Below are 23337 nucleotides of genomic sequence, written 5' to 3' on the forward strand. Positions count from 1 at the left end.
GTCTTGTCGATTTATAGTTGTTAGCTAGCCCATAAACTGCCAGTTGGAGCAGATTTTAGACGATCTTGAGCCTGCTGATAAAAACGCCAGAAGGCGAAAGCAAAAATGACAGCCAAGAAATCAACCAGCAAAATTTCTCCACCATGTACCCATAAGCCGCTTTGTGGAATTAAGTGGGCCACAAGAGACGTAAAAGGAATCGCAAATAAGATAAAGACTAAGGTTAATAGCAGTTGCGGTAAAGCTTTTGCATAGCCAATGATAAAGGTGTAAATCAAAGTCAGTAGGAAAATTGCATAATAACCATACATAAAGAGGTGATTCATGCTTTCAATATTGAGTGCTGCAAAGAGCCAACGACTGGCCAACATTGTGCCCACTACTGCTAAAACACATCCTAAGCACGCACCAATGGTTAAGTTCGCAAGGAACACAACATCTTTACGTTGAACAGGAACAGGGTCTTCAGCACGCTTTTGCTTACGTGCACGAGTTTCAACCCAAAGAATGTTGCCCGTATAAAATAAGAAAGCACCACCAACACCTAAAACAAAATAGATCCAACGTACACCTGTGCCACCAAAACTCCCAAAATGTAGGCTAAACATTGCATTGATTAACTTATTACCAGCATCAGTCTGCGTATTAATGCCTTTATGATTAAAGTGCTCAACCGCGTAAGGGTTCATACGCATAAAGTCTTGATTCGCACCGCGTAACATCTGATCTGAACTATAGAGGGCAATTCGTGCATTGGCTTTTTCGGGTTTATCTAAGCCACTGAACTGGATATAGTCAACTGAATATTCAGGCGCAACTTTTTTAGCTTGAGCTAATATTTGCTGCACATCAATCTGTGTTTGTTTAGGTTGAATAAGCGCTGGGGGAGAACGCTGAAAAACAGGCTGTCCTTTGAGTGCAAGTTGTCCAATCGCATCATAAAAAAAGTCATGAAAAGCAAAGACAATAACGCTAATACTAATAATGATGTGGAAAGGTAGGCTGGTAATTCCGATTACGTTATGGGCATCTAACCAAAAGCGCTTTTTATTCTTACCAGGGCGAATTACAAAATAGTCCTTTACCAAGGTCGGTAAAAGAATAATGACTCCTGAAAGTAAGGCAAGAAAATATAAAATTGAAACCACACCCATCACATAGAGACCTAAACCATGATGGCCTGCCATGCCCGGTATGCCTGCTGTTTCATGTAGCTGTTCTATCAGCCAACCTGCTTTAGATAAGTTTTCTTGAGCAACGATTAACTGGCCTTTTTGATCTAAGCTCGCCATCCACGTGGACTGAGCAGCATTAAAGCCATCTCCACGTTCATGTTCACTCCACGTAATGGGCGCATAGTGAAATTCATTCGACGATAAATTCAGTGTGAAGTTCTTTTGTGCAGCAGGATAGGCAGCCTGTACTTTCTGAATAAGCTCATTATATTGGTCAGGTGAGACTTTAGGTAAAACTTGCTGCGTTGGCGTAGCCCACTTACTAATATGGTGCTGAAACATGCTGAGGCCGCCAGCAAAAAAGCAGATAAAAAGCAAAATCCCTGCACATACACCCACCCAAGTATGCATGCTTTTTGCAAGTTTCATGATATCCGAACGTACTTTCATTGTTTAACCCCGAATTAGAAACACACAGCTATAAGCCAGTACGTTGGCAACAAATAAATAAACCATTGCTTGTCTTCCTGTCACAAAGAAATAGGTGCCAAACATAATTGGCATCCAAACCCAAGGAACACTCCACATGCCTAATTGGGCCAAAAGATCCATCGAAATATAAGGCTGACCCAACAAAACAATCAGGTTGCCAAAAGCAATGGCAAGGCTTAACCCTAGAACACCACCAGCAAAGGTTTTACTCCACCAGTCTGGCTGAATAGGAGACTGAATTTTAGCTTTCATGAAACCAGTTTCCGTTTAAAAAGCGCCATAAAAGGAAGGAACGACCACGCAAAAATGATAAGCATGAACCAACAAAAAGCGGCAACAACTTTAGGTAAGCTGGCAAAGAGTGCAATTAATCCAACGACTAAAAACAATAGGCCTAAATACTTAAATAGAGTGGGAAGATGTTGAGATAACAGGTTTTGGTTGCTATGACTACAATAGACACTGACCGCTCCCAACAGGGTCAAAAAAAGTCCTATAAGTTTCATGATCAATATTTTTAAATAAATTAAGGGGAAAATTTATCCAATAGTATAAGTAAATAATAATTATTATCAAATGATAAGTATAATTATTTATAGATATGTTGCCATGCGATAAGATAGGAGATAACTCGTTAAAAATTCTTTATTTGATGTCAAATGCTGTAAGTGATTATTTATATATTCCTGAGTCTCTTTGTGGCTTGATTTTCGAAATTTCTAAACCAATTTTATTTAAAATGCCGTTCTATTGTTATGGTTTAGACTTATCAAAAACACTGCACTTACATATAGATCAGCAATTAGAGCATCCCCAAAAAATTGTTCAAGCCCATCCTAAACGCCAACATGAATATTTATGTGGAAGGATATTGGCTCAAGCTGTTTTAAAACATCATTTAGATTTAGATCAGCCACTAACATCTATGCACGAACATTTGCCCGTCTGGCCACCCCATGTTTTGGGTAGTATTAGTCATTCACAAAATAAATTGATCGTTGCGCTATCTCACAATGCGATTTATTTGGGAATTGATATTGAGCACTGGGTAAGCTCTGAATTTGCCCAAGAGAGTGCACATCTTATTTTAACACCTTCTGAACTTGAACTTTGGAATATTAAAGCCTCTGAGTTTTTTGATTTTTCTCAATTTGTAAGCTTAATCTTTTCTGTTAAAGAAAGCTTATATAAAGCTGTATATCCTATTGCTAAACAATACATCGATTTTTTAGAAGCATCGTTAGTCGATATTGATTTTGAAAACCAAAAATTAATTTTGGCTTTTACATCAGAAATACGAAATCGACATCAACTCTTAGAACACTATCAAGGCGGCTGGAAAGTGGAACAAGACTGTATTTTGACTTGGGTTTTTAAAGCTAATAGATCTGCTTAAAAACAAAAGAAGGCAACGAATTGCCTTCTTTTAAATTATGGCTTAATTTTCTTGTAATTTAGGATCTTGGAATCCTGTTTCACGCATATCTTGAGAATTGAATAAGAACATAAATCCTACCGCAAAACTTAATATGCCGAAGAAGAGAATGCTTCCTGATATTGGTAAAAACCGCGTTAAAAGTCCTAAAGTTGTTGTGGCAATCGAATCGCCTAATGCATCTTGAGCAAGCCAGATTGCATTAATACGTCCTAAATATTCATCAGGCGTATGTCCTTGCACAATGCTGTATTGAAGCAAGTTTGCAACCGACATCAAATATCCGAAAACGCATAAAATTGGCAAGGTCAAGAGTAACCAAGGTGAAAGCCCAATCATAATCATGCAACTAAAAACACCTAAGCACGTATAGAGCATGACTAAGCCGGGTCTGAGTAACCGTGTTGTCCATCCACTCAGTAAGGCACCTAAAGTCGAGCCTAAAGGTACGGCCGAATACATAAGACCGAGCTCAAATGCGCCGCCGTGAAAAATTTCATCTGCCATTTGCGGAAAAATAATTCGAATAGCACTGCTAAAGCTAAGCAATGTTCCAATTAAAATCGTGCTGCCAACTACTTTGTTTTTAAAAACGAATTTAAACCCTTGAACTAATTGGCGAAGAGGACTCTCACCATTAGCTGCATGTTGTGGCTTAAGCGCAGGTAGCCCCATCAATAAAAACACGGTGAGTAAGGTGCCCACCGTTGAGACCCAATACACGGTTGCAACGCCACTGACCGCAATTAAAATACCACCGATTGCAGGTGAAATAACGGTAGCAAGACGTACCGATACCATACTAATTGCACGGGCTTGTACAATATTTTCGCGCCCTACAATCACAGGCATGATCGCCATCATTGCAGTTACACCCAAAGCACCAAAAAAACCGTCCCATGCTGAGAGGAAATAAATAGCATAGAGCGAAGGTTGCTCAAACATGGCATTGATCGCAAGCCCCGCAAAGCCTAAACCGCAAACACTGCGCGCCAATAAAATCAGCCATTTTCGATCTTTACGATCTGACAGCAAACCACCGAGTAACAAACCAATAAACATGGCAACGCCTTCAAAGGCCATTGCAACAGCAACATTTAACGAACTACCAGTTAAGTCATAGACTTGTTTGGGAATGGCAACCACGAGCATGCCAATGGTTAGAAGTGACAACGTGCGTGCAATAAATACATGTCGAAAATGAGCATTACGTTTTAAAAGACTGAAATCGGTCAATATTGATTTAAAACTCATGGCATTTGCTCCTCTAAACCGCGCGCCTGACAAATCATGCGATTTAAAATTGGGCCAAGGGTTTCAAGCTGCTGCGGAGATAATAAATCGGTATGGTCTGCATCACTTAGTCGAACAATATTGAGCTTTTTAACTAAAGGTGACCATTGTGGTTCTGGTTGGATATACGGTAGTAGGTCTTTTTCAGCAACAACCAAGTGTAGCTCACCGTTAAAACGTGGCATTTTATAAGGTTTTAGTAAACGTACTGCATCACGATAGTTTGCAAAAATATCCTCTTGTAAACGGCGTGTTTCTTCGTTTAGCGCCGTATCTGCATCGGCCAGAATATCATTGAAGAATTGAAGCTGCTCCTGTTCAGCTTCAGCATTCATTTCTTCTATAGATAAATCTAACCACTGATGAATTTCGGCAGGGTAAGTGTCTAACAAGCCGAGAAAATCAACTTTTTCACCTTGTTCAGTGAGCTTCGCTGCAACAGCATAAGCTACAGTGCCGCCAAGTGAATAACCTAATAGGGTATAAGGTCCTGTTGGTTGTTGCTTACGAATAATCTCAAGTTGTTTTTCAACCAACTCATCCATATCAGTGCTATTTGCCAATAGACCATCTGGTCGAGGTGACTGCAACCCGATAATTGGTAAGTCAGAATGCAGATAACGATTAAGCACCGTGTATTGCCATGCCGAACCAGAACCTGGGAAGAAACAGAATAATGGATGCCCCGAGCCAGAACGGATTGGTAAAACAGGTTGCATACCAGTTTGTTCAACTTCTTCCAAACGTTCTTGTGTAAGAAGCAAAGCCGCTAAACGCTGAATAGTCACATGACTCATCAACTGACCAATTGGAATGGTCCGCTTAAATACTTTTCGGATTTCAATTGCAAGCTTCATGACCAAAATGGAATGTCCACCAATGGCAAAGAAATCTTCGTTTATGCCAATATTTTGTTCTGTATTTAAAACTTGCTGGAAAATACGAGTCAGTTCATGTTCAAAGGCAGTTGTGGCGTACTGTTTTTCTGTATTTGCAGAATTAAGTTGTGGTCGCGGTAGTGCTTTGCGGTCCAGCTTGCCATTATGACTTAGAGGGAATTGTTCAAGTGCCATATAATGTGTTGGCAACATATATGTTGGTAGCTGTTTAGCTAAGCGTTTTTTTAATTGATCAATGTCAACAGATGTTGGTGTTTGCAAATAAGCAACTAGTTGAACGTCTGGTTTATTTTGCTCAGAAACAATAGGGTGGACAATCACATCATCTAACCCACTTGCTAAACGTAGCTGTTGCTCAATTTCACCCAGTTCAATCCGTTGACCCCGTATTTTTAGCTGATCATCTGCACGGCCTATATATTGAATACTGCCGTCTGCATGCCATCGGGCAATATCACCAGTGCGATACATTCTTTGACCTGCGACAAACGGGTTTGCCACAAAACGAGTTGCTGTTAAGTCCGCTCGATGCAAATAACCCATGGCGAGTTGGTGACCTGCTAAATAAAGCTCACCGTCCACCCCAACAGGAACAGGGCGTAAATATTGATCTAAAATATAAAGCTGGGTATTCCAGACCGGATAACCAATTGCAACGCTACTTTCTTTCGGATGTAATCCCAACGTTGCATCCATATAACTCACATCTACGGCAGCTTCCGTTGGGCCATATAAGTTATGTAGCTCACAGCTAAAGTGCTCAGTAAATGATTTTGCTAAAGCCGTTGGTAATGCCTCACCACTACAGAACACTCGGCGGATTGGTAAACTTTGGCGCTGAGCAAGAGACAAAATTTCGGTAGCAGCATTTTCAAAAACAGCCAACATTGATGGTACAAAATGTAATGTGGTTACCTGATATTTTTGAATGAGATTTAATAATGCCAATGGGTCACGGTGTGCGTCCACAGGTGCCATAGCTAATCGAGCGCCCACCAAATATGACCAGAAAAATTCCCATACAGAAACATCAAAAGTACATGGCGTTTTTTGCAGAATCGTATCGGCTGCTGAGAGTGGATACTCTGATTGCATCCATAAAATACGGTTCACAATGGCTTGGTGAGAAACCATGACACCTTTGGGTTGGCCAGTTGTACCAGAGGTATAGATTAAATATGCCGGATGTTGTGGGGTAATGACTGTAGTTTTATAGCTGCTTAAATCAACTTTTGTTTCATCAAATAATTCATTAAAAGCAAAGGTGGCTATTGATGGTTGAGTAATAGCAGCTAGATCTTTTTGTTCACCAATCACAAGTTTAGATTTTGCATCTTCCAACATAAATTTGATGCGTTCAGACGGATGTTGTAAATCGAGTGGCAAGTACGCTGCACCAGCTTCAACCACCGCTAAAATAGCAATACTCAGTTTGACTGACCTTGGTAGGGCAACTGCAACAATATCTCCTGCCTGTACACCTGCAATTTGCAATTGTTGTGCTAAAGCACAAACTTGAAAACGTACTTCACTAAAACTGAGCTGATGAGCTTCATCCGATAATGCCGTTTGTTCAGGAGTAATTCGAGCTTGCTCTCTGAGTAATTGCTGTAATGTTGTTGGACGAACATAATATTGAGTTTGATTTGTTTTCTGGATTAATTCACGCTCTTCAGCAAGTTGTAGACGGTAATGGCCTAAAGCTGTTTCTGGCTCATCTAATGCAATTTCAATAAATTGAACCATTCGCTGTAGGAAATGTTCTGGCTGATCAATTACACCACGTTGCTCGAGTAGTAATTCAATTTGATGATCAGGGATAACTAACAACGCAAGCGGGTAATGGCTATAACCGCGATTTGTGAGCTTAGAAATAGCCGCATCACCAAGTTTTTGCTGTAAATATTGGTTATCAGGGTAGTTTTCTACGACTAACAAACTATCGAAAAGATTACCTTGCTCCATTAATTGCTGAATTGCGCCTAGCCCTAAACCATCGTGTTCTAAATGTTCAACATGCAATTGCTGTAACCGAGCTAATTGTTCCCAAACTGTTTGCTGCATGTTCAACTGTACACGTACCGGAATAGTATTTAAAAACAATCCGATTTGTTGCTCTAAACCATTGATAGGTGCTGAACGCCCAGAAACAGGAGTCCCAAACACAATATCTTCACGGTGAGCATAAATATTTAAAGTCATTGCCCAAATCATTTGCATGAAGACATTTAGTGTGATGCCTTGCTGGCGTAATTTGTGTTGAAGTTTCGCACCCAGCTCAGCACTTAAACGATAGGAAGTTTCCTGTACAGCTTGCTGTGGTTGATTAAATAAAATAAGTGGCTGTAAATCAGCTAAATCACGTTGCCATATTACTTTTGACGTTTCATGGTCACGTCCAGATAAGGCTTTAATCACCGTTTCATAGCTATGTTTAAGCACTGGCAGTTGTTGGTTAGTTTGCTGATAGGCTTTAATAAAGTCTTGTAAAAATAGTGGAGTTGACCAGCCATCTGTTAACAGATGATGCACCATAATCAATAGTTCTGACTGTTCAGGAGCATGTTGAATTAAGGTTGCCCGAATCAGACCATAAGGTTGGTCGAGGTGAATCGGTTGCTGTAATGCCTCTTGAATAGTTTGCTCAAGCAAATCGGAAGTAACCGAACAAAACTGAACTGGCCAAGCTTGAGTAGGGTGTAATGAATAGATAAAAACAGGTTCTTCAGCTAATTCGCTATCAAAATGTCCACCTAATTGAGGGTGACGTTTTAGTACGGCAATCAGCGCTTGCTGCAAACGTACCGGATCTATGTCTCCATTTAAGCTAAGACGAGTAAAGGCATTATAATTCGATTGATTTTCTATTTGAGATAAGAACAGCATGCCTTTTTGCAAAGGAAGCAAAGGCAGAATCGTGCTATTTTTTCCATATTTTTCTTGAACCTTGTGCTCTAGGTCTGCTGAAAATAAAGGTTTTGAAATAGCCGTTTGTTGCTCATCTAAACGTGTCAGATGGGGTACCAAAGCAGCAACTGTTTTGAATTGGAATACATCACTTGGTCTTAAGCTGTAACCATGCTGCCGTAGTTGAGTACACACCATGATGGCAGAAATGCTATCGCCACCTGTCATAAAGAAGTCGTCATCAATCCCAATAGAATCTAGTTTCAGCACAGATGCGACAATCTGACATAAAAGCTTCTGTTCTGGTGTTTCTGCCATACGACTATGACTGCGAACCTTCGGGCGCGGTAGGGCTTTTTTATCAACCTTACCACTTACATTTCGGGGGAATTCAGCCATGACTGTGAGGGCTGAAGGCACCATATATTCAGGTAAATTTTGACGTAACTGACTTAAATATTGCTGACTTAATTGCTCACTTATTTTTTCATCAAGTTCAATGTCTTTGACCACACAGTAACCGAGCAAACGGTGGCTGTTATTAATTGGCTCTGCAATGACGACAACACTTTCAATATTTGATAAAACGGAAAGCGCATTTTCTACTTCACCAATTTCAACCCGATAACCACGAATTTTAATTTGGTCATCGCAGCGCCCCATAAACTCAAGCTTGCCAGCCGTATTCCAACGCACTAAATCACCCGTACGGTACATGCGCTGTCCATGTTCAAATGGATTGGCAACAAAACGAGCAGCACTCAAGTCAGCACGACCTAAATAACCATTAGCAATACCAAAGCCAGAAATATAAAGCTCACCAATCACACCAGTGGCACATCGCTGTAAATGTCGATCAAGCACATAGGCCTGAGTATTACCAATTGGGTTACCAATGACTGGACGTGATGTGTGCTTTAATTCTGCACGGAAAGTATCAACCGTATACTCTGTTGGGCCATATAAGTTATGTGCAAAAAGATCTGGCTGAGCATTAAGCTGTTGCCATAAAGCTAAAGGCGCAGCTTCACCACCAATTAAAATCAGGCTTGGGTGATGCTTACCATCTGCAAATAAGCCATTGGTAATCATTTGCGCGCAAAAAGACGGTGGTAAATCTAATGTATCGATTTGCCTTTGTTGAATTTCCTGAACTAAGCCAAATGCATCGCGGCGCATGTTTTCATCAAAAATATGTAGCTCTTGTCCCCATAACATCCAGAAAACTTGCAACCAAGAAGAGTCAAATGAGAAAGAGTGTGTATGCGCTGCACGTAACGGACGGTTAGGGAAACGCTCATTTACAGCTTCTAATACTGGCCAGTAAATGGTTGGTTTATGCGACAAAATGAGGTTGAGTAGCGAACCATGTGTATTCATTACCCCTTTAGGACGACCAGTACTACCTGAGGTAAAAATTACATAAGCAACGTCTTGGAAATCAAATTTACGATTTTCAGCAGGAATATCACTCGCATCTTGCTTTCGAATTTGCGTTTGAACATCTTCATGATCAAGATATAGCTTCTGAATATTTGGTGGTAATTGCTGTGCAAGTGCTTGTGTGGTTAATACAAATAATGGGTTGGCATCTTCACACATCATTTGCATACGATCGATTGGATAATCTAAATCCAGAGGCAAGAAACTCGCCCCAGAATTTAGTACAGATAACATCACCACAACTGAGTCAATTGAACGGGGAATAGCACCAGCAATAACTGTGTGTTTCTTTGCACCATTTTTCTGTAAAAAACGGGTAAGTTGGTTCACCTGAATTGCAAGTTCTGAAAAACTAAGTTGTTGTAGATACGGACGTTCACCACTAATAATTGCAATACGTTCCGGATACTTTTGAACTTGTTCATAGAAGATATCTAGAACATTATTGTATTGTTCAGGATGGTTAACGCGAGGACCTATACCGCTTTTTATGAGCGCACTAAGTTCTTGTAGTGTACTAATATTAAAACTGCTACATGGGTGCTCTGGTTGTAATAAAGTCTGCTCTAATAGCAGCGTTATACGCTGACCATGCATGAGTAACTCATCTTGAGTATAACGCTGTGCATCGGCACGTAATTCGATAATGAGTTCATGATCTTGAACAATAAAAGAAAACTCAAAATCATCAATTGGTCCTGTGGAAATATGATGTGTTTTGACCTTTTCACCATCTAACACCAAGTCTTGATCAAAAGCTTTATAGTTTAAAATAGGACCATACATCCGTTCATGAATGTCGATACTGTTTAAATCTCTTAAAATTTGTTCAGCATCGTATTTTTGATGTGGTCGAACTTGTTGTAATTGTTTTTGAACATGTTGAGCCAAACTCACCCAACTGTCTTTTTCAGCAACATTAAACTTCACAGGTAGTACATTTACGGTCGGTAATGTTGAGCGAATTGCCTTTGAGCCTAAACGACGCATAAATGGAATGCCATTAACCAACTCGGCTTTATCTGTCATTTTGTAAATATAATGTAATGACAATGACATCATCATGTCATTCAAAGCTAATTTAGATTGCGCAGCTAAAGCCTGAATTTGCTCTAAAATTCCTATAGAAAAACGCAGCTGATGCTTAACAAATTGGGCTGTTGTTTTCGAGGCTAAGTGGTGTGTACTTAAACTAATAGGACTAGGCAAGTCTTCACAGTAAGCCTTCCAAAAAGCTTGGTCTATCTTAAATTGATGGCTATTTTCATAAGCCTGACGCTCTAAGATGACATCATTAACATCAATAAAAGGTGAAGAACTAAGGTCTTTTCCTGCTTGTAATTGTTGATATAACTCAACAATTCGTTTTGTGAGGTTAATCATGCTAAAACCATCAAGCATGATGTGATGATAGCGTTGATACCAATACACTTTGTCGTGTGTAGTAAACAGTACTTGACGGAACAGTTGAGATTCACCAGCTTTAAGTGATTTAGCGCATTGGCGGTCAGATGGCATCCAATCCCATAAGCGTTGCTGAGCTTTTTGAGGGGTTAAATGGCAAAAATCAAATTCTTCGATTCGAATCTGTACTTGGTTATTAAGCTCAATAAATGGTTTTGCCGGATCCGATGAATATGAAGCAATCACTGTGTCAGCTTCATTTAACCCCATTTGAATTGCTTGCTTAAACATTGAAATATCAATAGATTTTGGTAATTCTAAGCAGTGTGCAATCGTATATAAATCTTCAATAGAACTTAAATGATCGGCAAGAAAAATACCAAGCTGGGTAGAGGCCAATTCAAAGCGAGCTGGTTGTGAAATATCGGAAGTAAATTCATTATTTAATGCCTGATTCATGACAATACTCCTTTACGCTTGCTGAAAGGGGTTAATCGCAACCCAGTGCTTTTCTACATACGCAATACACGAAGCCCGTGTATCTGGACCATGTTGAACATCCCACCCCGACGGCACTTGATGTTGAGCAGGCCATAAACTGAACTCACCTTGTTGATTTTTTAAAACCTGAAAAGACAAACTTTCATTATCGAAAGGATTAATATAGTTTTCCTGTAAGTTGCTCATGATATTGTTATCCTTGATGAAACAAATGGTTATAGTGAAAGAATTTTTTGCAATGCCTTAAGCAAGTCAGCACGCCAGTTCACCGCATCGTGGCCGCCTGAAAAAGTTCGAAAACTCACTTGATTGAATGATTGCAATTGTTGATAAAGCTGGTGGGCATCGTCCCGCATATCGGTTTCATACGTGCCTGTACTGATATAAATTTGAGCTGTTTTTGGTAATGGATGAGATAAATTTAGTAGTTCTAAAAAGTTACCCGTATGGTTTCGTCCCAACGCGCTGTTAGAAAAATCTGACCACCAATAAGATCCAGATTGCAAAATCAGCGATGTAAAAACTTTTGGGAAAAGCAGTGCGCTATGCAAAGCGCATAAACCACCTAAACTTTGACCGCATAAGGTAATGTTCATTGTTGAAATAAATGAATATTGTTCTAAAAGAATTTCTAATAATTCGCTTACAAGCGCCTGACTAAATACATCATGGCAACCATAATCTTGTCGACGTTGTTGGCTGTTTAAACTATGGATAAATACGTATGCAGCTGGATGGATTTTTTTTAAATCGGTTAAATCGCGAATTTCGGAAAGAATCGAAAGCTCTCGACTCCAGACTTGGCCATCAAGAAAAATAACGAGTGGTAATGTTTTTTGAACTGCCTGACCACTAATAAAAACATCAACTAAATAGTCTTGTTGACATAACAAGCTTGACCACTGAAATGTCTTTGTAATAGGGCAAAGGGTGGTGGGTAATTGTTTTGTCTTTTCGAGTTGAACATGATTAATGTAACGAGCCAAGTGTCCGCTGTAAAACTGCTGATGACTTAATGAATCAATCTGAGCATTCTGTTTAAGCTGGGTTTGCCACCATGAGCGTCGCGTTGCCGCACAGTTTGTTTGTGGTGCTTCCTCACTAGCTGTAACTACAACATAACTACCAGCCCAAGCTACAGGGAGTTCCATTTCAAAAAAGTACACATCTGTCCCAGCTATATGGCTAAAACGATTCCACTTTTGATAGATAGATGGGCTTTGTGAATAGACATCAATATAAACGAAGCAACGCTCTTCGTGCTTGGGTTTGCGCCAAACAAAGGTGCAAGAAGTTTTATTATTTGTTTGCACAGTAACAAGGGGAGTACCTAATTTTTTAACGGTATTCCACCAAGTTTCACATCCAACATTTGATTGTTGAAATAGTGGATGTAAAGGATGAGAAAATGGCTTCATTTTGAGTCCATCTCGACAAGAAAGCGCGGTCAAATTATCAGAATGATTCTCATTAGTAAATGAAAACAATTATCATTATAATCAATAAAAAAAGATGAGTTTTATTAATATCAATTAAAAACAATAATTTAAGTTGAAATCATGGTTAATAAATAACTTAATTTAGATTGTAATCTTATGTTTGATATTTATCGCCCTTGATAATAATGATAATTATTTGCAATTATGTTGCGCAATTTAGTGATCAAATCAGACGGGAGTAAGAACATGAGCTCTACCATCGTAGTCACAGGCGCTGCAAGAGGTATCGGAGCTGCTATTGCAAAGCAATTATTGCAACAAGGGTATCAAGTGATCGGTATTGATCGGCAGGAAAATCTAGAACAATGGGAAATAAGCAAAAAACTGACATCAGATGAATGTTTACGTTGGCAAGGCATTTCGCAGGACATTACACAGCAACAAGCCACTCAAAAGCTTATTGCTGATCTTTTAGAAAAGCACAACATTACAGGTTTGGTGAACGCCGCAGGTGTCTTGATTATGCGTTCTATGCTTGAAGCAAAAACAGAAGACTGGGAAACACTTTTTGCGGTAAATGTCATGGCTCCTATTGCGATTAGTCAACAACTGGCCAAACATTTTTGTGAGAAAAAACAGGGAAGTATTGTCACGATTAGCTCAAATAGTTCACGTATGCCACGGATACAACTTGGCATGTATGCAACTAGTAAAGCTGCGCTCAGCCACTACTGCCGTAATCTTGCGCTTGAAATCGCACCGCATCAGGTACGGCTCAATATTGTTTCACCAGGCTCAACTTTAACTCAAATGCAGCAACAGTTGTGGACGGACAATGCGCCGCCGCCAGCGGTAATTGATGGCGATTTAAGCCAATACCGGACAGGCATTCCTTTAAGAAAATTAGCCCAGCCTGAAGACATTGCAAATACGGTTAGCTTTTTACTTTCCGATCAGGCAGCACAAATTACCATGCAAGAAATTGTGGTTGATGGGGGAGCCACTTTAGGCGTTTAAACACTCATTCATTACAACAAAATAACGGTATAAGGAGTCACGAGATGTCGGCACAGCATCCGTATTTTATCCAACGAGAAAATTTTACTGAAAGCCACGTTGCACTTGCTCAAGAGGTTCTAAAGTGTGGACATGATGCTAGTTTTATTTTTACCACGCCAGAATACACAATCAATAGTCATCAGAAATTACAAGATATTCAGGTCGCTAAAAATAGCCTTTTAAAAGATTGGCTACAAGAAGCTCGAATTCAATTACAGCAAGCGATTACCGACGGTTATAAAGATGTCAAGATTATGGGCGGACTGCCGTTTTGCTCGGCAGCAGATGTCAATTTAATGCTCATGCAAAATGCAAAAATATGTCAGAAGGTCCTCTATGCACAATCTGATCTCGATCTTAGTTCTTTAAGATTAAACAAGGCCGATTATTTCCCGTTAGGTGAACATTATCAGCAGCAAGTTGAATATCTAGTTCAGCAAATGCAGGTAAAGAAACTGGATAAAGCCGTTCTAGCCCGCATTTTACAACTTGAATTTGAACAAAATATTCCAGTCTCAGACTTATTTTTCAATTTAGCCAAGCATAATCCTGAAGGTTATAACTATGCAGTTGCCAGACATCCTCAAAGTGAAGGTTGGTTTGTTGGTGCAAGTCCAGAACTATTAATTGCAAAGCAAAATACAAAAATCTGGAGTAAACCCGTTGCGGGCACATTGGCTCGTGATGATGATCCAACTATAGACCAAAACAACGCCAGAGCATTGCTTGCCTCACAAAAAGATCAACATGAACATGCTCTTGTGATCGAAATGATTGCAGATGAACTCACACCTTTTTGTAAGCAATTACATGTACCGAAGCAACCATCCCTCATTCGTACCAAACGCCTTTGGCACTTAGCATCACACATTACTGGTGAGTTAAAACAAGCCGACACTCACGTTTTCGACTTAATTGAACGCCTTCACCCAACACCTGCAATTTGTGGTGAACCGAGCTCAGTAGCCAAAGATTTAATTCAGCAACTTGAACCATTTAATCGTGAACTCTTTGCAGGAACGATGGGATGGGCAGATGAACAAGGTAATGGTGAATGGTCGGTGACTGTCCGTTGTGCCCGAATTTATCAGAATATTGCGCGTTTATTTGCTGGTGCAGGCATTGTGGAAGCTTCTCGTCCGCAAGCTGAACATGCTGAAACTGCCGCAAAATTTCGTACTGTGCTGGACGGATTCCACATTTCACCAAACCAATTACCAATACAGGGATCAAACATATGACAACACAGGTTTATTTGGATGGTGCCGTGCCATATCCAGCAGAGTTCGCTGAGATTTACCGTAAAAAAGATTATTGGATTGGGCAAAACTTGAGTGACTTCTTGCGCGAAAGTGCTCAAAAATACCCGAAAAACATTGCAATCTATGATGGTGAAAAAGCCGTTAGTTACTCTGAGTTTGATTATTTAGTCGATTGCTGTGCCAGCCATTTATATCAACACGGCTTACGTGCGGGTGACAAGGCAGTTGTACAGATGCCAAATCACTATCAGTTCTATGTTCTATTCTTTGCACTGATTCGACTTGGTGCACTACCTGTGATGTCTTTACCTGCACATCGCTATGCAGAACTCAGCAGTTTTTTCAAACAAACTCAAGCAAAAGCTTATTTCTGTGCTGATTTTGGTGCACAAAAATTTGACTACCGAGAGCTTGCCGAAAAGCTTCAGCAAACAGCTTCTTGCTTACAACATGTATTTGTACTTGGAAATGCCGATAAATTTGTAGCCATTCAAGACCTATTAAAAGAAACCCATATTTTGGATGAAGCCATCTCGCCGACTACGGCAGATCAGGTTGCTTTTTTACAACTTTCTGGTGGAAGTACCGGGGTTCCTAAACTGATTCCACGTACCCATGACGACTACCTCTACAGTGTTCGTGAGAGTGCCAAAATCTGCTGTCTAGATCAATCATCACGCTTACTCATGGTTTTACCTGCGGCCCATAACTTTTCAATGAGCTCAGCTGGTTCTTTAGGTGTTTTTTATGCAGGTGGTACGGTTGTTTTAGGAACCGATCCCAGTCCTGACACGGCATTTCCATTAATAAAAAAACATAGTGTTACGGATGCCTGCCTAGTTCCCGCATTAGTTCGACCTTGGATGGATAAAGCTGCAAAAGATCAAGACCCAATCTTATCGACATTACGTTGCTTACAAGTTGGTGGGGCCCGATTACCTGATGCAGTTGCTTCACGTTTAATTGATGAGTTTAAGGTCAATCTGCAACAAGTCTTTGGAATGGCTGAAGGGCTTGTGAATTACACTCGTTTTGATATGACGAAAGACCAAATCATCCATACACAAGGCTTAAAAATTTCTGAAGATGATGAAATTTTAGTATTGGATGATAACGATCAACCAGTAGAAGCTGGGCAAGTGGGGCATTTGCTTACACGAGGCCCATATACCATTCGCGGTTATTACCAAGCACCAGAGCACAATGAGCGCTCTTTTACTCCTGATGGTTTTTATCGTACTGGCGATTTAGTTCGTATTCGTGAAGATGGCTGCATTGTTGTCGAAGGCCGTTCTAAAGAACAAATTAATCGTGCTGGGGAAAAGATTGCGACCGAAGAGGTTGAACAAGCTCTACTAACCCATTCGCAAATTCGTTTAGCGGCATTGGTTGCTATGCCAGATGAGATCATGGGTGAAAAAAGCTGTGCCTTTGTTGCGTGGCAATCTCAAAGCGATGATCCAAGTCCAATTCGTCTTGCGATGTCAGTACGCCAACACCTTAAAGACTATGGCCTTGCGACCTACAAAATTCCAGATCGCGTGGAATTTATCGAGCAATTTCCATACACAGCCTTTGGAAAAATCGACAAAAAACGATTGCGTCAACAACTTGAAACTAAAACCAATGTTCTTGCTTAAAGATAAAAAAGGAAAAATTTGATGAGTATTCCAAAAATTGCCAGTTACAGCATGCCCCAAGCACACGAATTTACGGTGAATAAAACACATTGGCAGTTACATACCAATCGTGCTGTTTTATTAGTGCATGATATGCAGCAATATTTTTTAGATTTTTATGATCAGACTCAAGAACCCATTCCAGAATTGATTAAAAATACCAAAGAACTGATTGAAACTGCACGCAAGTTTAATATCCCTGTGGTCTATACCGCACAACCTGGTAACCAGACGCCAGAACATCGCCAATTATTAACTGATTTCTGGGGAACTGGTCTAAAAGACGATCCAAATATTACCCAAATTTTGCCGGAAATTACGCCTCAAAAAAATGATACTGTTTTAACAAAATGGCGATATAGCGCATTTAAATTTTCTCCACTCGAGCAACTCATGCGTGAGTCAAATCGAGATCAGCTCATTATTTGTGGTGTCTATGCACATATTGGCTGCCTCATGAGCGCAGCAGAGGCATTTATGCTGAACATTCAACCATTTTTATGTGGAGATGCACTTGCTGACTTTAGCCGTGAAGAGCACGATATGGCTTTGAAATATGCCAGTACACGTTGTGGGCAAGTCATGACAACTCAACAAGTCACTCGTGCATGGGAACTTGAACAAGCCGCATCGCCATTAACTCAAGAAGGTATTGTCTTAGCGGTGAGTGAACAGCTACAGATTCCTGTATCAGACATTCAGTTAAATGATGATTTACTCATGCTTGGGCTTGATTCAGTTCGCCTCATGACACTGGTAGGTAAATGGCAAGCTTATGGTGCACAGGTGAGCTTTGAAGATTTAGCCGAACAACCAACTCTAGAAGTTTGGATTGATAAGCTTGTAGCCTAAATCTAAACAATAAAAAAATGGCAGATTTAATATCTGCCATTTTTTTATTTTAACAATTAGAAAGAGGTATTATCTTTTTTAATACGGCGGTTAAATTTCAAAGTTCGAGTAAACCTGAGTTTGCTCATTGACCACTGAAAACTTGGCACACTATGAATCATAACAAAGAAAAACACCGTAAATAGCGGTACAAGTAAGGTACCAAACACGACGCTACCAAATACACTCATGCCAATTTCATAACGGCTAGCAGCACCTGCGCCTGTCGCAAAAATTAAAGGAATAACTCCCGCACCAAAAGCAAGGGAGGTCATCAAAATTGGGCGTAAACGCAACTTTAACGCTTCACTTGCTGCGTCGATTTTACTTTTTCCTTGTTTGAGTGCTTGAGTCGCAAACTCCACAATTAGAATTGCATTTTTACAAGATAGGCCAATACCCGTTAATAGGGCAATCTGAAAATAAACATCATTAGGTAAGTTAAAGATCTTGGCAAAAATAATAGTGCCCGTAATTCCTAAAGGTAGACCTAATAAAATAATGAATGGGACTTTCCAGCTTTCATATAAGGCTGCCAAACATAAGAAAATAAACAAAATAGAAATGACATATAAAAAGATAGCCTGCCGATTAGACTGCTGCTCTTGTAACGAGAGGCCACTCCATGCAACGTCTACACCAGATTGTTTAGCAACCATATCCGTAAGTTCTTGCATGGCTTGTCCTGAACTAAAGCCCGAACTGATATTCGCTTCAAGTTGTATGGCAGCTAATCCCATAAAGCGAGTTAAAGCTTCTGGACCACCAGTCCACTGACTTTGAGCAAAATGGGCGAGGGAAAGCATTCCTCCTGTATTGTTTCGGACATGCCAGTAAGCTAAATCTTCGGGTTTAGAGCGAAATTCAGAGTCACCTTGCATAATAATTCTTTTAATTCGACCTCTTTCAACAAAATCACCAACATAGTTTCCACCCCAAGCAGTCGATAGTGTTGAACGTATCGCTTGCTGATCAATTCCCAGCATTTTTGCCTTATTCTGATCGAGTTGAATAAATACTTCGGCTTTATCTTCACTTACAAGGGGACTTAGATTTTCAAAGGCCGAATAGTTCCGAGATTCTTTTTCTAAGGCTTTATATTGTTTGATTAATTCATCGCGTCCTTGACCATTTACATCTCTAAGCCAAAGTTCTAAAGCATCAGACTGTCCTAAACCAGATACACTTGGTGGCATTCCTACCATGACTTTGGCTGGCAAGTTTTTTTGCAAATAAGTTTGAGCACGTTCACGAATAGCACTTGCCGTATTGGCTTCGCCTTTACGCTCATTCCAATGTTTAAGAGAAATAAACGCCATGCCTAAATTTGGTCCACTTCCTGAAAAATTTTGTCCATTCACCACAAGTACGGTATTAATATTTTTGGCTTCATGTTCAAAAAAATAATTATTGACGAGCTTTCCAACTTCTTCGGTCTGACTCATCGAAGCACTATTATGCAAACTATATGGAACAGCAAGTAGTCCTTGGTCTTCGTTAGGAATAAAGCTTGTAGGCAAGCCACGGTAAATCATAAATAAAATAACCGCTATGCCCACAACTAACAGACTGGAAAAGACTTTGAACTGAATTAGGCGAACTGATAAAAAACTAAAAGTTGATCTAACTTTTTGAAGAGCAAGCTCGAGTGCTTGTCCCCATTTTGGCTTTGTATTATGCTTTTTTAATAAAACTGCGCACATTGCTGGTGTAATGGTCATGGCTACAAATAGCGATAACAACATAGCTGCCGCTAAGGTAATAGAAAACTGGCGGTAAATCATACCCGTCGAACCACTAAAAAAGGCCATTGGGATAAATACCGCAGTTAATACCAGTGTAATACCAACCAAGGCACCGCTAATCTCTTGCATCGACATTAAACAAGCTTCACGTACGCTAAGCTGTTGTTCATGCATAAGTCGTTCAACATTTTCGACCACGACAATCGTGTCATCCACCAGCAACCCAATGGCTAAAACCAATGCAAATAGGGTAAGGGTGTTAATACTCATTCCAAACAAATACAACACAACAAATGTGCCACTAATTACAATAGGAACCGTAATGGTTGGAATCAGTGTCGCGCGCCAATTTTGTAAAAAGAGATACATCACAATAACAACAAGTACAATCGCTTCAAGCAAAGTGATAATGACTTGCTTAATTGACTCTTCAATAAAGGGCGTATTGTCTCTTGGATAGACAATTTTATATCCGGCTGGTAAATGCTGGCTAAGCTGAACCATTTTTTCTTTAATAAGAGCAGAAGTCTCAATTGCATTGGCATCAGGGCTTAGAGAAATACCTAGGCCTGCCGATGGATAACCATTAAGCGTATTAATGCTTTCATAATTTTCTGCACCTAATTCGACTCTCGCGACATCTTTTAAATAAACAAGGCTTCCATCAATATTCGCTTTAACCACCACCGACTTAAAATCATCTATTGTTTTTAAACGTGAACCTGCTTTTACTTTTGCATAAATATTCTGGTCAGAAGAGGAAGGCATTGCACCAATCGAACCCGCAGCAATTTGGGTATTATAATCTTCGAGGGCCTGTTCAATATCACTCGGCACAAGTTGGTAATTTCTAAGCTGATTTGGATTTAACCAAATTCGCATGGCATAACTCGAACCAAAAACATCAACCTCACCAATTCCTTGTAACTGGCTTAAAGGTTGTTCAAAGTGATTCACCATATAATCAGACAACTCAATATTGCTGGCTTTTCCTGTTTCATCATATAGCCCAACAATAAGCAGCATATCACCCGTGGTTTTCCATATATTTACGCCTTGTCTTTGAACTTCCTCCGGCAAACGGTTTAACGCAGCATTAATTCGGTTTTGTACTTGTAACTGTGCTTTATCAATATCTGTTCCAATTTTAAAGTGAATATCAATGCTACTCGTTCCCGATGATTCACTATAGGACGTAAAGTAAAGCAAATTATCCAGACCTTTGATTTGTTGTTCTAAAATTTGGGTCACGCTTTCTTCTACAGTGTCAGCAGCTGCACCACGGTAGTTTGCAACAACAGTGACACTGGGCGGAGCAAGGTTTGGATACCGTTCAACAGGCATTGCTAAAGTGGCAAAAAAACCAAAAATAAGAATAGTGATTGCAATGACAGAAACAAAGATAGGGTGATATATAAAAAATCGAGAGAGCATTGTTATGTCTACTTTAAGCTTGTTTTAAATAGGTTTTTAGGCACACGAACGTGTAATGGTAACGCTTTTTTACAGCACAAACAATAATGATTATCATTATATAACTAATAATTATTTTTATCTTGATCAGTAAAAGTCATGCGTATATGATGCTCGGCACATCATAAATGATAATAATTATCACATGGTAATCATTATCCAAAACAAGGGCCGAGAAATGACGTTAACTAAAAAGGCGCTGGTGGTCGCCATCTCAACACTGCTTCCATTCGCCGTTCAAGCAAATACAGATAGTGAACAGCAGGGCAATAACGAACCAGTTCAAAAACTTAAAACTATTGTGGTTTCAGCAGCATTAAAAGAACAAGATGTTGATAAAGCACCCGCATCAATTAGTGTGATCACGAGTGAAGAGATTGAGCGTAGTGCAGCACTCAGTCTTGCTGATGTTTTACAAAAACAAGCTGGGGTTTATAACTACAATAGTGGGCAAGATAAGATTGTTATACGAGGAATGCTCAACACATCGGGTAACTACACACTCATCTTACTCAATGGCAAACGCATGTCATCGAACGGAGCAATGTGGCGAGGTAATGACTTTGACTGGAGCGCAATTCCTTTAAATAGTATCGAACGTGTTGAAGTCATTCGTGGGCCAATGTCATCACTGTATGGTGCAGATGCCATGGGTGGTGTAATCAATATCATTACCAAAAAAGCCGAAGATGGGCAGCTTCATGGTTCGATCTTTGGGCAATATAATCGAGCCGACCGTGGAAATGGTAAAGATCAATTCCGTTACGGATTTAATTTATATGGGGGATTAACCGACAATTTAAGTTTTACTTTAGCAGGTGATGCTTATAACCGTGATGCATGGTACCGAAATGGTAAGCCAGATCCAGATGGGGCGTATTTTGTAGAAAAAGACACTAAAAATGTAAATGGTACTTTAAGCTGGAATATTAGTGACCAACAAACTTTAGACCTAGATTTGGGTTATAACAACGATAAACGACCACTGACTCAAGATGCCGCAACTTCCATTCAAGAATCAGAAATGAAACGTACCAATGTGGGGATTGCGCACCGCGGAAAATGGGGATGGGGTAAAACAGAAGCCTATATTGGTAAAGAAACAGCCAAAATTTATGATTACGATAGCGAGTATGACGCACCGCAAAGTCGTCAATATAAGCAAGAAAATTTAATTGGTCGTGCTTTCGCTAACTTTGATTGGCTAATGAATAACACCACAGCAGGTTTTGATTATAAAGACCAGAAAATTACCGATGTTGTGAGTTATATCGGCACTGGAAAAAACCAGCAGAAGAGCTACGGTGTATTTGTTCAAAACGATACCCACATTAACGATGCACTGACATTAACTTTAGGTGGTCGTTATGACGATTTTGATGACTTTGATGGCAAATCAACAGGCAAAGCCTATTTAACATATGAGTTAGCAGAAGGTGTCATCCTTAAAGGTGGTGTAGGACAGGCATATAAGGTTCCATCTCCAGCACAGTTAGATATCAATTATTCAATGATCTCATGTGGTGGTAGTTGTCATATTCGAGGTAACCCTAACTTAGATCCTGAAGAAAGCACCAACTATGAAGCTTCTTTAATTGTGACTCGACCAAATTGGAATGCTGGAGTTACCGTTTTCCAAAATGATGTGAAGAACCTGATTGAAGCGATTACCCTAAGTGAGGGAGACCCTCGTTTAGAAGGTGATTTTAGAAAAATTTGGACCAATGTAAGCCGTGCAGAACTCAAAGGGGTTGAACTTACTGGTGGTTATGACTTCACCGATAATTTAGGTGTTAAGGCAAATGCAACTTATTTAGATGCAAAAAACAAAACTACAGGGAAAGACTTAACCGAACGACCAGAGTGGCTGGCTAATGGTTCAATTTCTTGGGCGCCAGTTGAAGATTTTCGTGTAAATGCTGGCGTAAGTTATGTGGGTAAACAAATGTACTCAGCAACTAAAGAGTTACCAGCTTATACAACTTACGACGTTACCTTTACGTCACCACTTTCACCACGTTTAACATTGGATTATGGTGTAAAAAACCTGACTGATGTTGATCTTGAAGATAAAAATAAAACCTTTAATACCAAACTCTATGGACGCAATTACTTTGTAAAAGCGACTTATAGTTTCTAAGGTAAAGCTAAGCTCAAAGCCTATTCATAGGGGAATAGGCTTTGCTTTTTTTAACAAATACCCATAATTTTCAAGCAAGTATAGACAAAATAATTTTAAT

The 23337-nt window shown here is 39.8% G+C and carries 13 protein-coding genes and 1 pseudogene; 7 read left to right on the plus strand and 7 right to left on the minus strand.

Annotated elements, in window-relative coordinates; all coding sequences use genetic code 11:
* Window positions 1-20: 20 nt before the first annotated feature.
* Together ASF86_RS04835 and ASF86_RS04840 are read right to left on the minus strand one after the other, a co-directional pair.
* Window positions 21-1625, minus strand: coding sequence for a PepSY-associated TM helix domain-containing protein (locus ASF86_RS04835; RefSeq protein ID WP_056479969.1), 1605 nt, complete (start codon window positions 1623-1625; stop codon window positions 21-23).
* 3 nt (window positions 1626-1628) lie between these two features.
* A complete protein-coding gene (locus ASF86_RS04840; protein ID WP_003651724.1) occupies window positions 1629-1919 on the minus strand; it encodes a hypothetical protein in 291 nt (96 codons plus the stop codon).
* A 400-nt stretch (window positions 1920-2319) separates the two neighbouring features.
* On the opposite strand from ASF86_RS04840, the gene ASF86_RS04850 reads away from it, so the two are divergent.
* The gene (locus tag ASF86_RS04850) at window positions 2320-3063 is read left to right on the plus strand and encodes a 4'-phosphopantetheinyl transferase family protein (RefSeq protein WP_056479972.1); all 744 of its coding nucleotides are present in this window, start codon (window positions 2320-2322) and stop codon (window positions 3061-3063) included.
* A gap of 42 nt (window positions 3064-3105) precedes the next feature.
* Here the strand turns inward: ASF86_RS04850 and entS are convergent, their stop codons facing one another.
* Genes entS through fes form a run of 4 tightly spaced genes read right to left on the minus strand, consistent with a single transcriptional unit; the run spans window position 3106 to window position 12967 of the window.
* Window positions 3106-4356 (minus strand): enterobactin transporter EntS, encoded by a 1251-nt coding sequence (entS, locus tag ASF86_RS04855; RefSeq protein ID WP_056479975.1) that lies wholly within the window; start codon window positions 4354-4356, stop codon window positions 3106-3108.
* Window positions 4353-11507: a non-ribosomal peptide synthetase gene (locus tag ASF86_RS04860; RefSeq protein WP_056479978.1), complete on the minus strand. Its 7155-nt coding sequence runs from the start codon at window positions 11505-11507 to the stop codon at window positions 4353-4355. The genes entS and ASF86_RS04860 overlap by 4 nt, the downstream gene beginning before the upstream one ends.
* 12 nt (window positions 11508-11519) lie before the next feature.
* Window positions 11520-11735: an MbtH family protein gene (locus tag ASF86_RS04865; protein WP_003651732.1), complete on the minus strand. Its 216-nt coding sequence runs from the start codon at window positions 11733-11735 to the stop codon at window positions 11520-11522.
* A gap of 29 nt (window positions 11736-11764) precedes the next feature.
* Window positions 11765-12967, minus strand: coding sequence for an enterochelin esterase (gene fes / locus ASF86_RS04870; RefSeq protein WP_056479981.1), 1203 nt, complete (start codon window positions 12965-12967; stop codon window positions 11765-11767).
* Window positions 12968-13234: 267 nt separating this feature from the next.
* Between fes and ASF86_RS04875 the strand changes: the two genes are divergently transcribed.
* The 5 genes and pseudogenes from ASF86_RS04875 (at window position 13235) to ASF86_RS20005 (ending at window position 17840) form a co-directional block, all read left to right on the plus strand.
* Window positions 13235-14005: an SDR family oxidoreductase gene (locus ASF86_RS04875; RefSeq protein WP_056479983.1), complete on the plus strand. Its 771-nt coding sequence runs from the start codon at window positions 13235-13237 to the stop codon at window positions 14003-14005.
* Between the two features lie 44 nt (window positions 14006-14049).
* Window positions 14050-15288: an isochorismate synthase MenF gene (locus ASF86_RS04880; RefSeq protein WP_056479985.1), complete on the plus strand. Its 1239-nt coding sequence runs from the start codon at window positions 14050-14052 to the stop codon at window positions 15286-15288.
* A complete protein-coding gene (locus tag ASF86_RS04885) occupies window positions 15285-16949 on the plus strand; it encodes a (2,3-dihydroxybenzoyl)adenylate synthase (RefSeq protein ID WP_056479987.1) in 1665 nt (554 codons plus the stop codon). Before ASF86_RS04880 ends, ASF86_RS04885 begins: the two co-directional genes overlap by 4 nt.
* Before the next feature lie 21 nt (window positions 16950-16970).
* A pseudogene (locus ASF86_RS04890) lies at window positions 16971-17621 on the plus strand (isochorismatase family protein); the annotation flags it as partial.
* Window positions 17622-17651: 30 nt separating this feature from the next.
* On the plus strand, window positions 17652-17840 hold the full coding sequence (locus ASF86_RS20005) for a phosphopantetheine-binding protein (RefSeq protein ID WP_371864194.1): 189 nt from the start codon (window positions 17652-17654) through the stop codon (window positions 17838-17840).
* A gap of 56 nt (window positions 17841-17896) precedes the next feature.
* On the opposite strand, the gene ASF86_RS04895 is transcribed toward ASF86_RS20005, so the two are convergent.
* The gene (locus tag ASF86_RS04895; RefSeq protein WP_056479993.1) at window positions 17897-21058 is read right to left on the minus strand and encodes a multidrug efflux RND transporter permease subunit; all 3162 of its coding nucleotides are present in this window, start codon (window positions 21056-21058) and stop codon (window positions 17897-17899) included.
* Between the two features lie 217 nt (window positions 21059-21275).
* Between ASF86_RS04895 and ASF86_RS04900 the strand changes: the two genes are divergently transcribed.
* Entirely contained in the window at window positions 21276-23237 is a 1962-nt protein-coding gene (locus ASF86_RS04900; RefSeq protein WP_056479996.1) for a TonB-dependent receptor plug domain-containing protein, read from the plus strand.
* Window positions 23238-23337: the final 100 nt, after the last annotated feature.

The organism is Acinetobacter sp. Leaf130, from assembly GCF_001423205.1.
In the GTDB taxonomy this organism is placed as follows: domain Bacteria; phylum Pseudomonadota; class Gammaproteobacteria; order Pseudomonadales; family Moraxellaceae; genus Acinetobacter; species Acinetobacter calcoaceticus.

Bases quoted from the DNA above. Each gene is read 5' to 3' on its own strand.
- ASF86_RS04895 (WP_056479993.1), bottom strand. From the start codon at position 21,058: ATGCTCTCTCGATTTTTTATATATCACCCTATCTTTGTTTCTGTCATT.
- ASF86_RS04875 (WP_056479983.1), top strand. From the start codon at position 13,235: ATGAGCTCTACCATCGTAGTCACAGGCGCTGCAAGAGGTATCGGAGCT.
- ASF86_RS04865 (WP_003651732.1), bottom strand. From the start codon at position 11,735: ATGAGCAACTTACAGGAAAACTATATTAATCCTTTCGATAATGAAAGT.
- entS (WP_056479975.1), bottom strand. From the start codon at position 4,356: ATGAGTTTTAAATCAATATTGACCGATTTCAGTCTTTTAAAACGTAAT.
- ASF86_RS04850 (WP_056479972.1), top strand. From the start codon at position 2,320: ATGTCAAATGCTGTAAGTGATTATTTATATATTCCTGAGTCTCTTTGT.
- fes (WP_056479981.1), bottom strand. From the start codon at position 12,967: ATGAAGCCATTTTCTCATCCTTTACATCCACTATTTCAACAATCAAAT.
- ASF86_RS04880 (WP_056479985.1), top strand. From the start codon at position 14,050: ATGTCGGCACAGCATCCGTATTTTATCCAACGAGAAAATTTTACTGAA.
- ASF86_RS04885 (WP_056479987.1), top strand. From the start codon at position 15,285: ATGACAACACAGGTTTATTTGGATGGTGCCGTGCCATATCCAGCAGAG.
- ASF86_RS04840 (WP_003651724.1), bottom strand. From the start codon at position 1,919: ATGAAAGCTAAAATTCAGTCTCCTATTCAGCCAGACTGGTGGAGTAAA.
- ASF86_RS04900 (WP_056479996.1), top strand. From the start codon at position 21,276: ATGACGTTAACTAAAAAGGCGCTGGTGGTCGCCATCTCAACACTGCTT.
- ASF86_RS04835 (WP_056479969.1), bottom strand. From the start codon at position 1,625: ATGAAAGTACGTTCGGATATCATGAAACTTGCAAAAAGCATGCATACT.
- ASF86_RS04860 (WP_056479978.1), bottom strand. From the start codon at position 11,507: ATGAATCAGGCATTAAATAATGAATTTACTTCCGATATTTCACAACCA.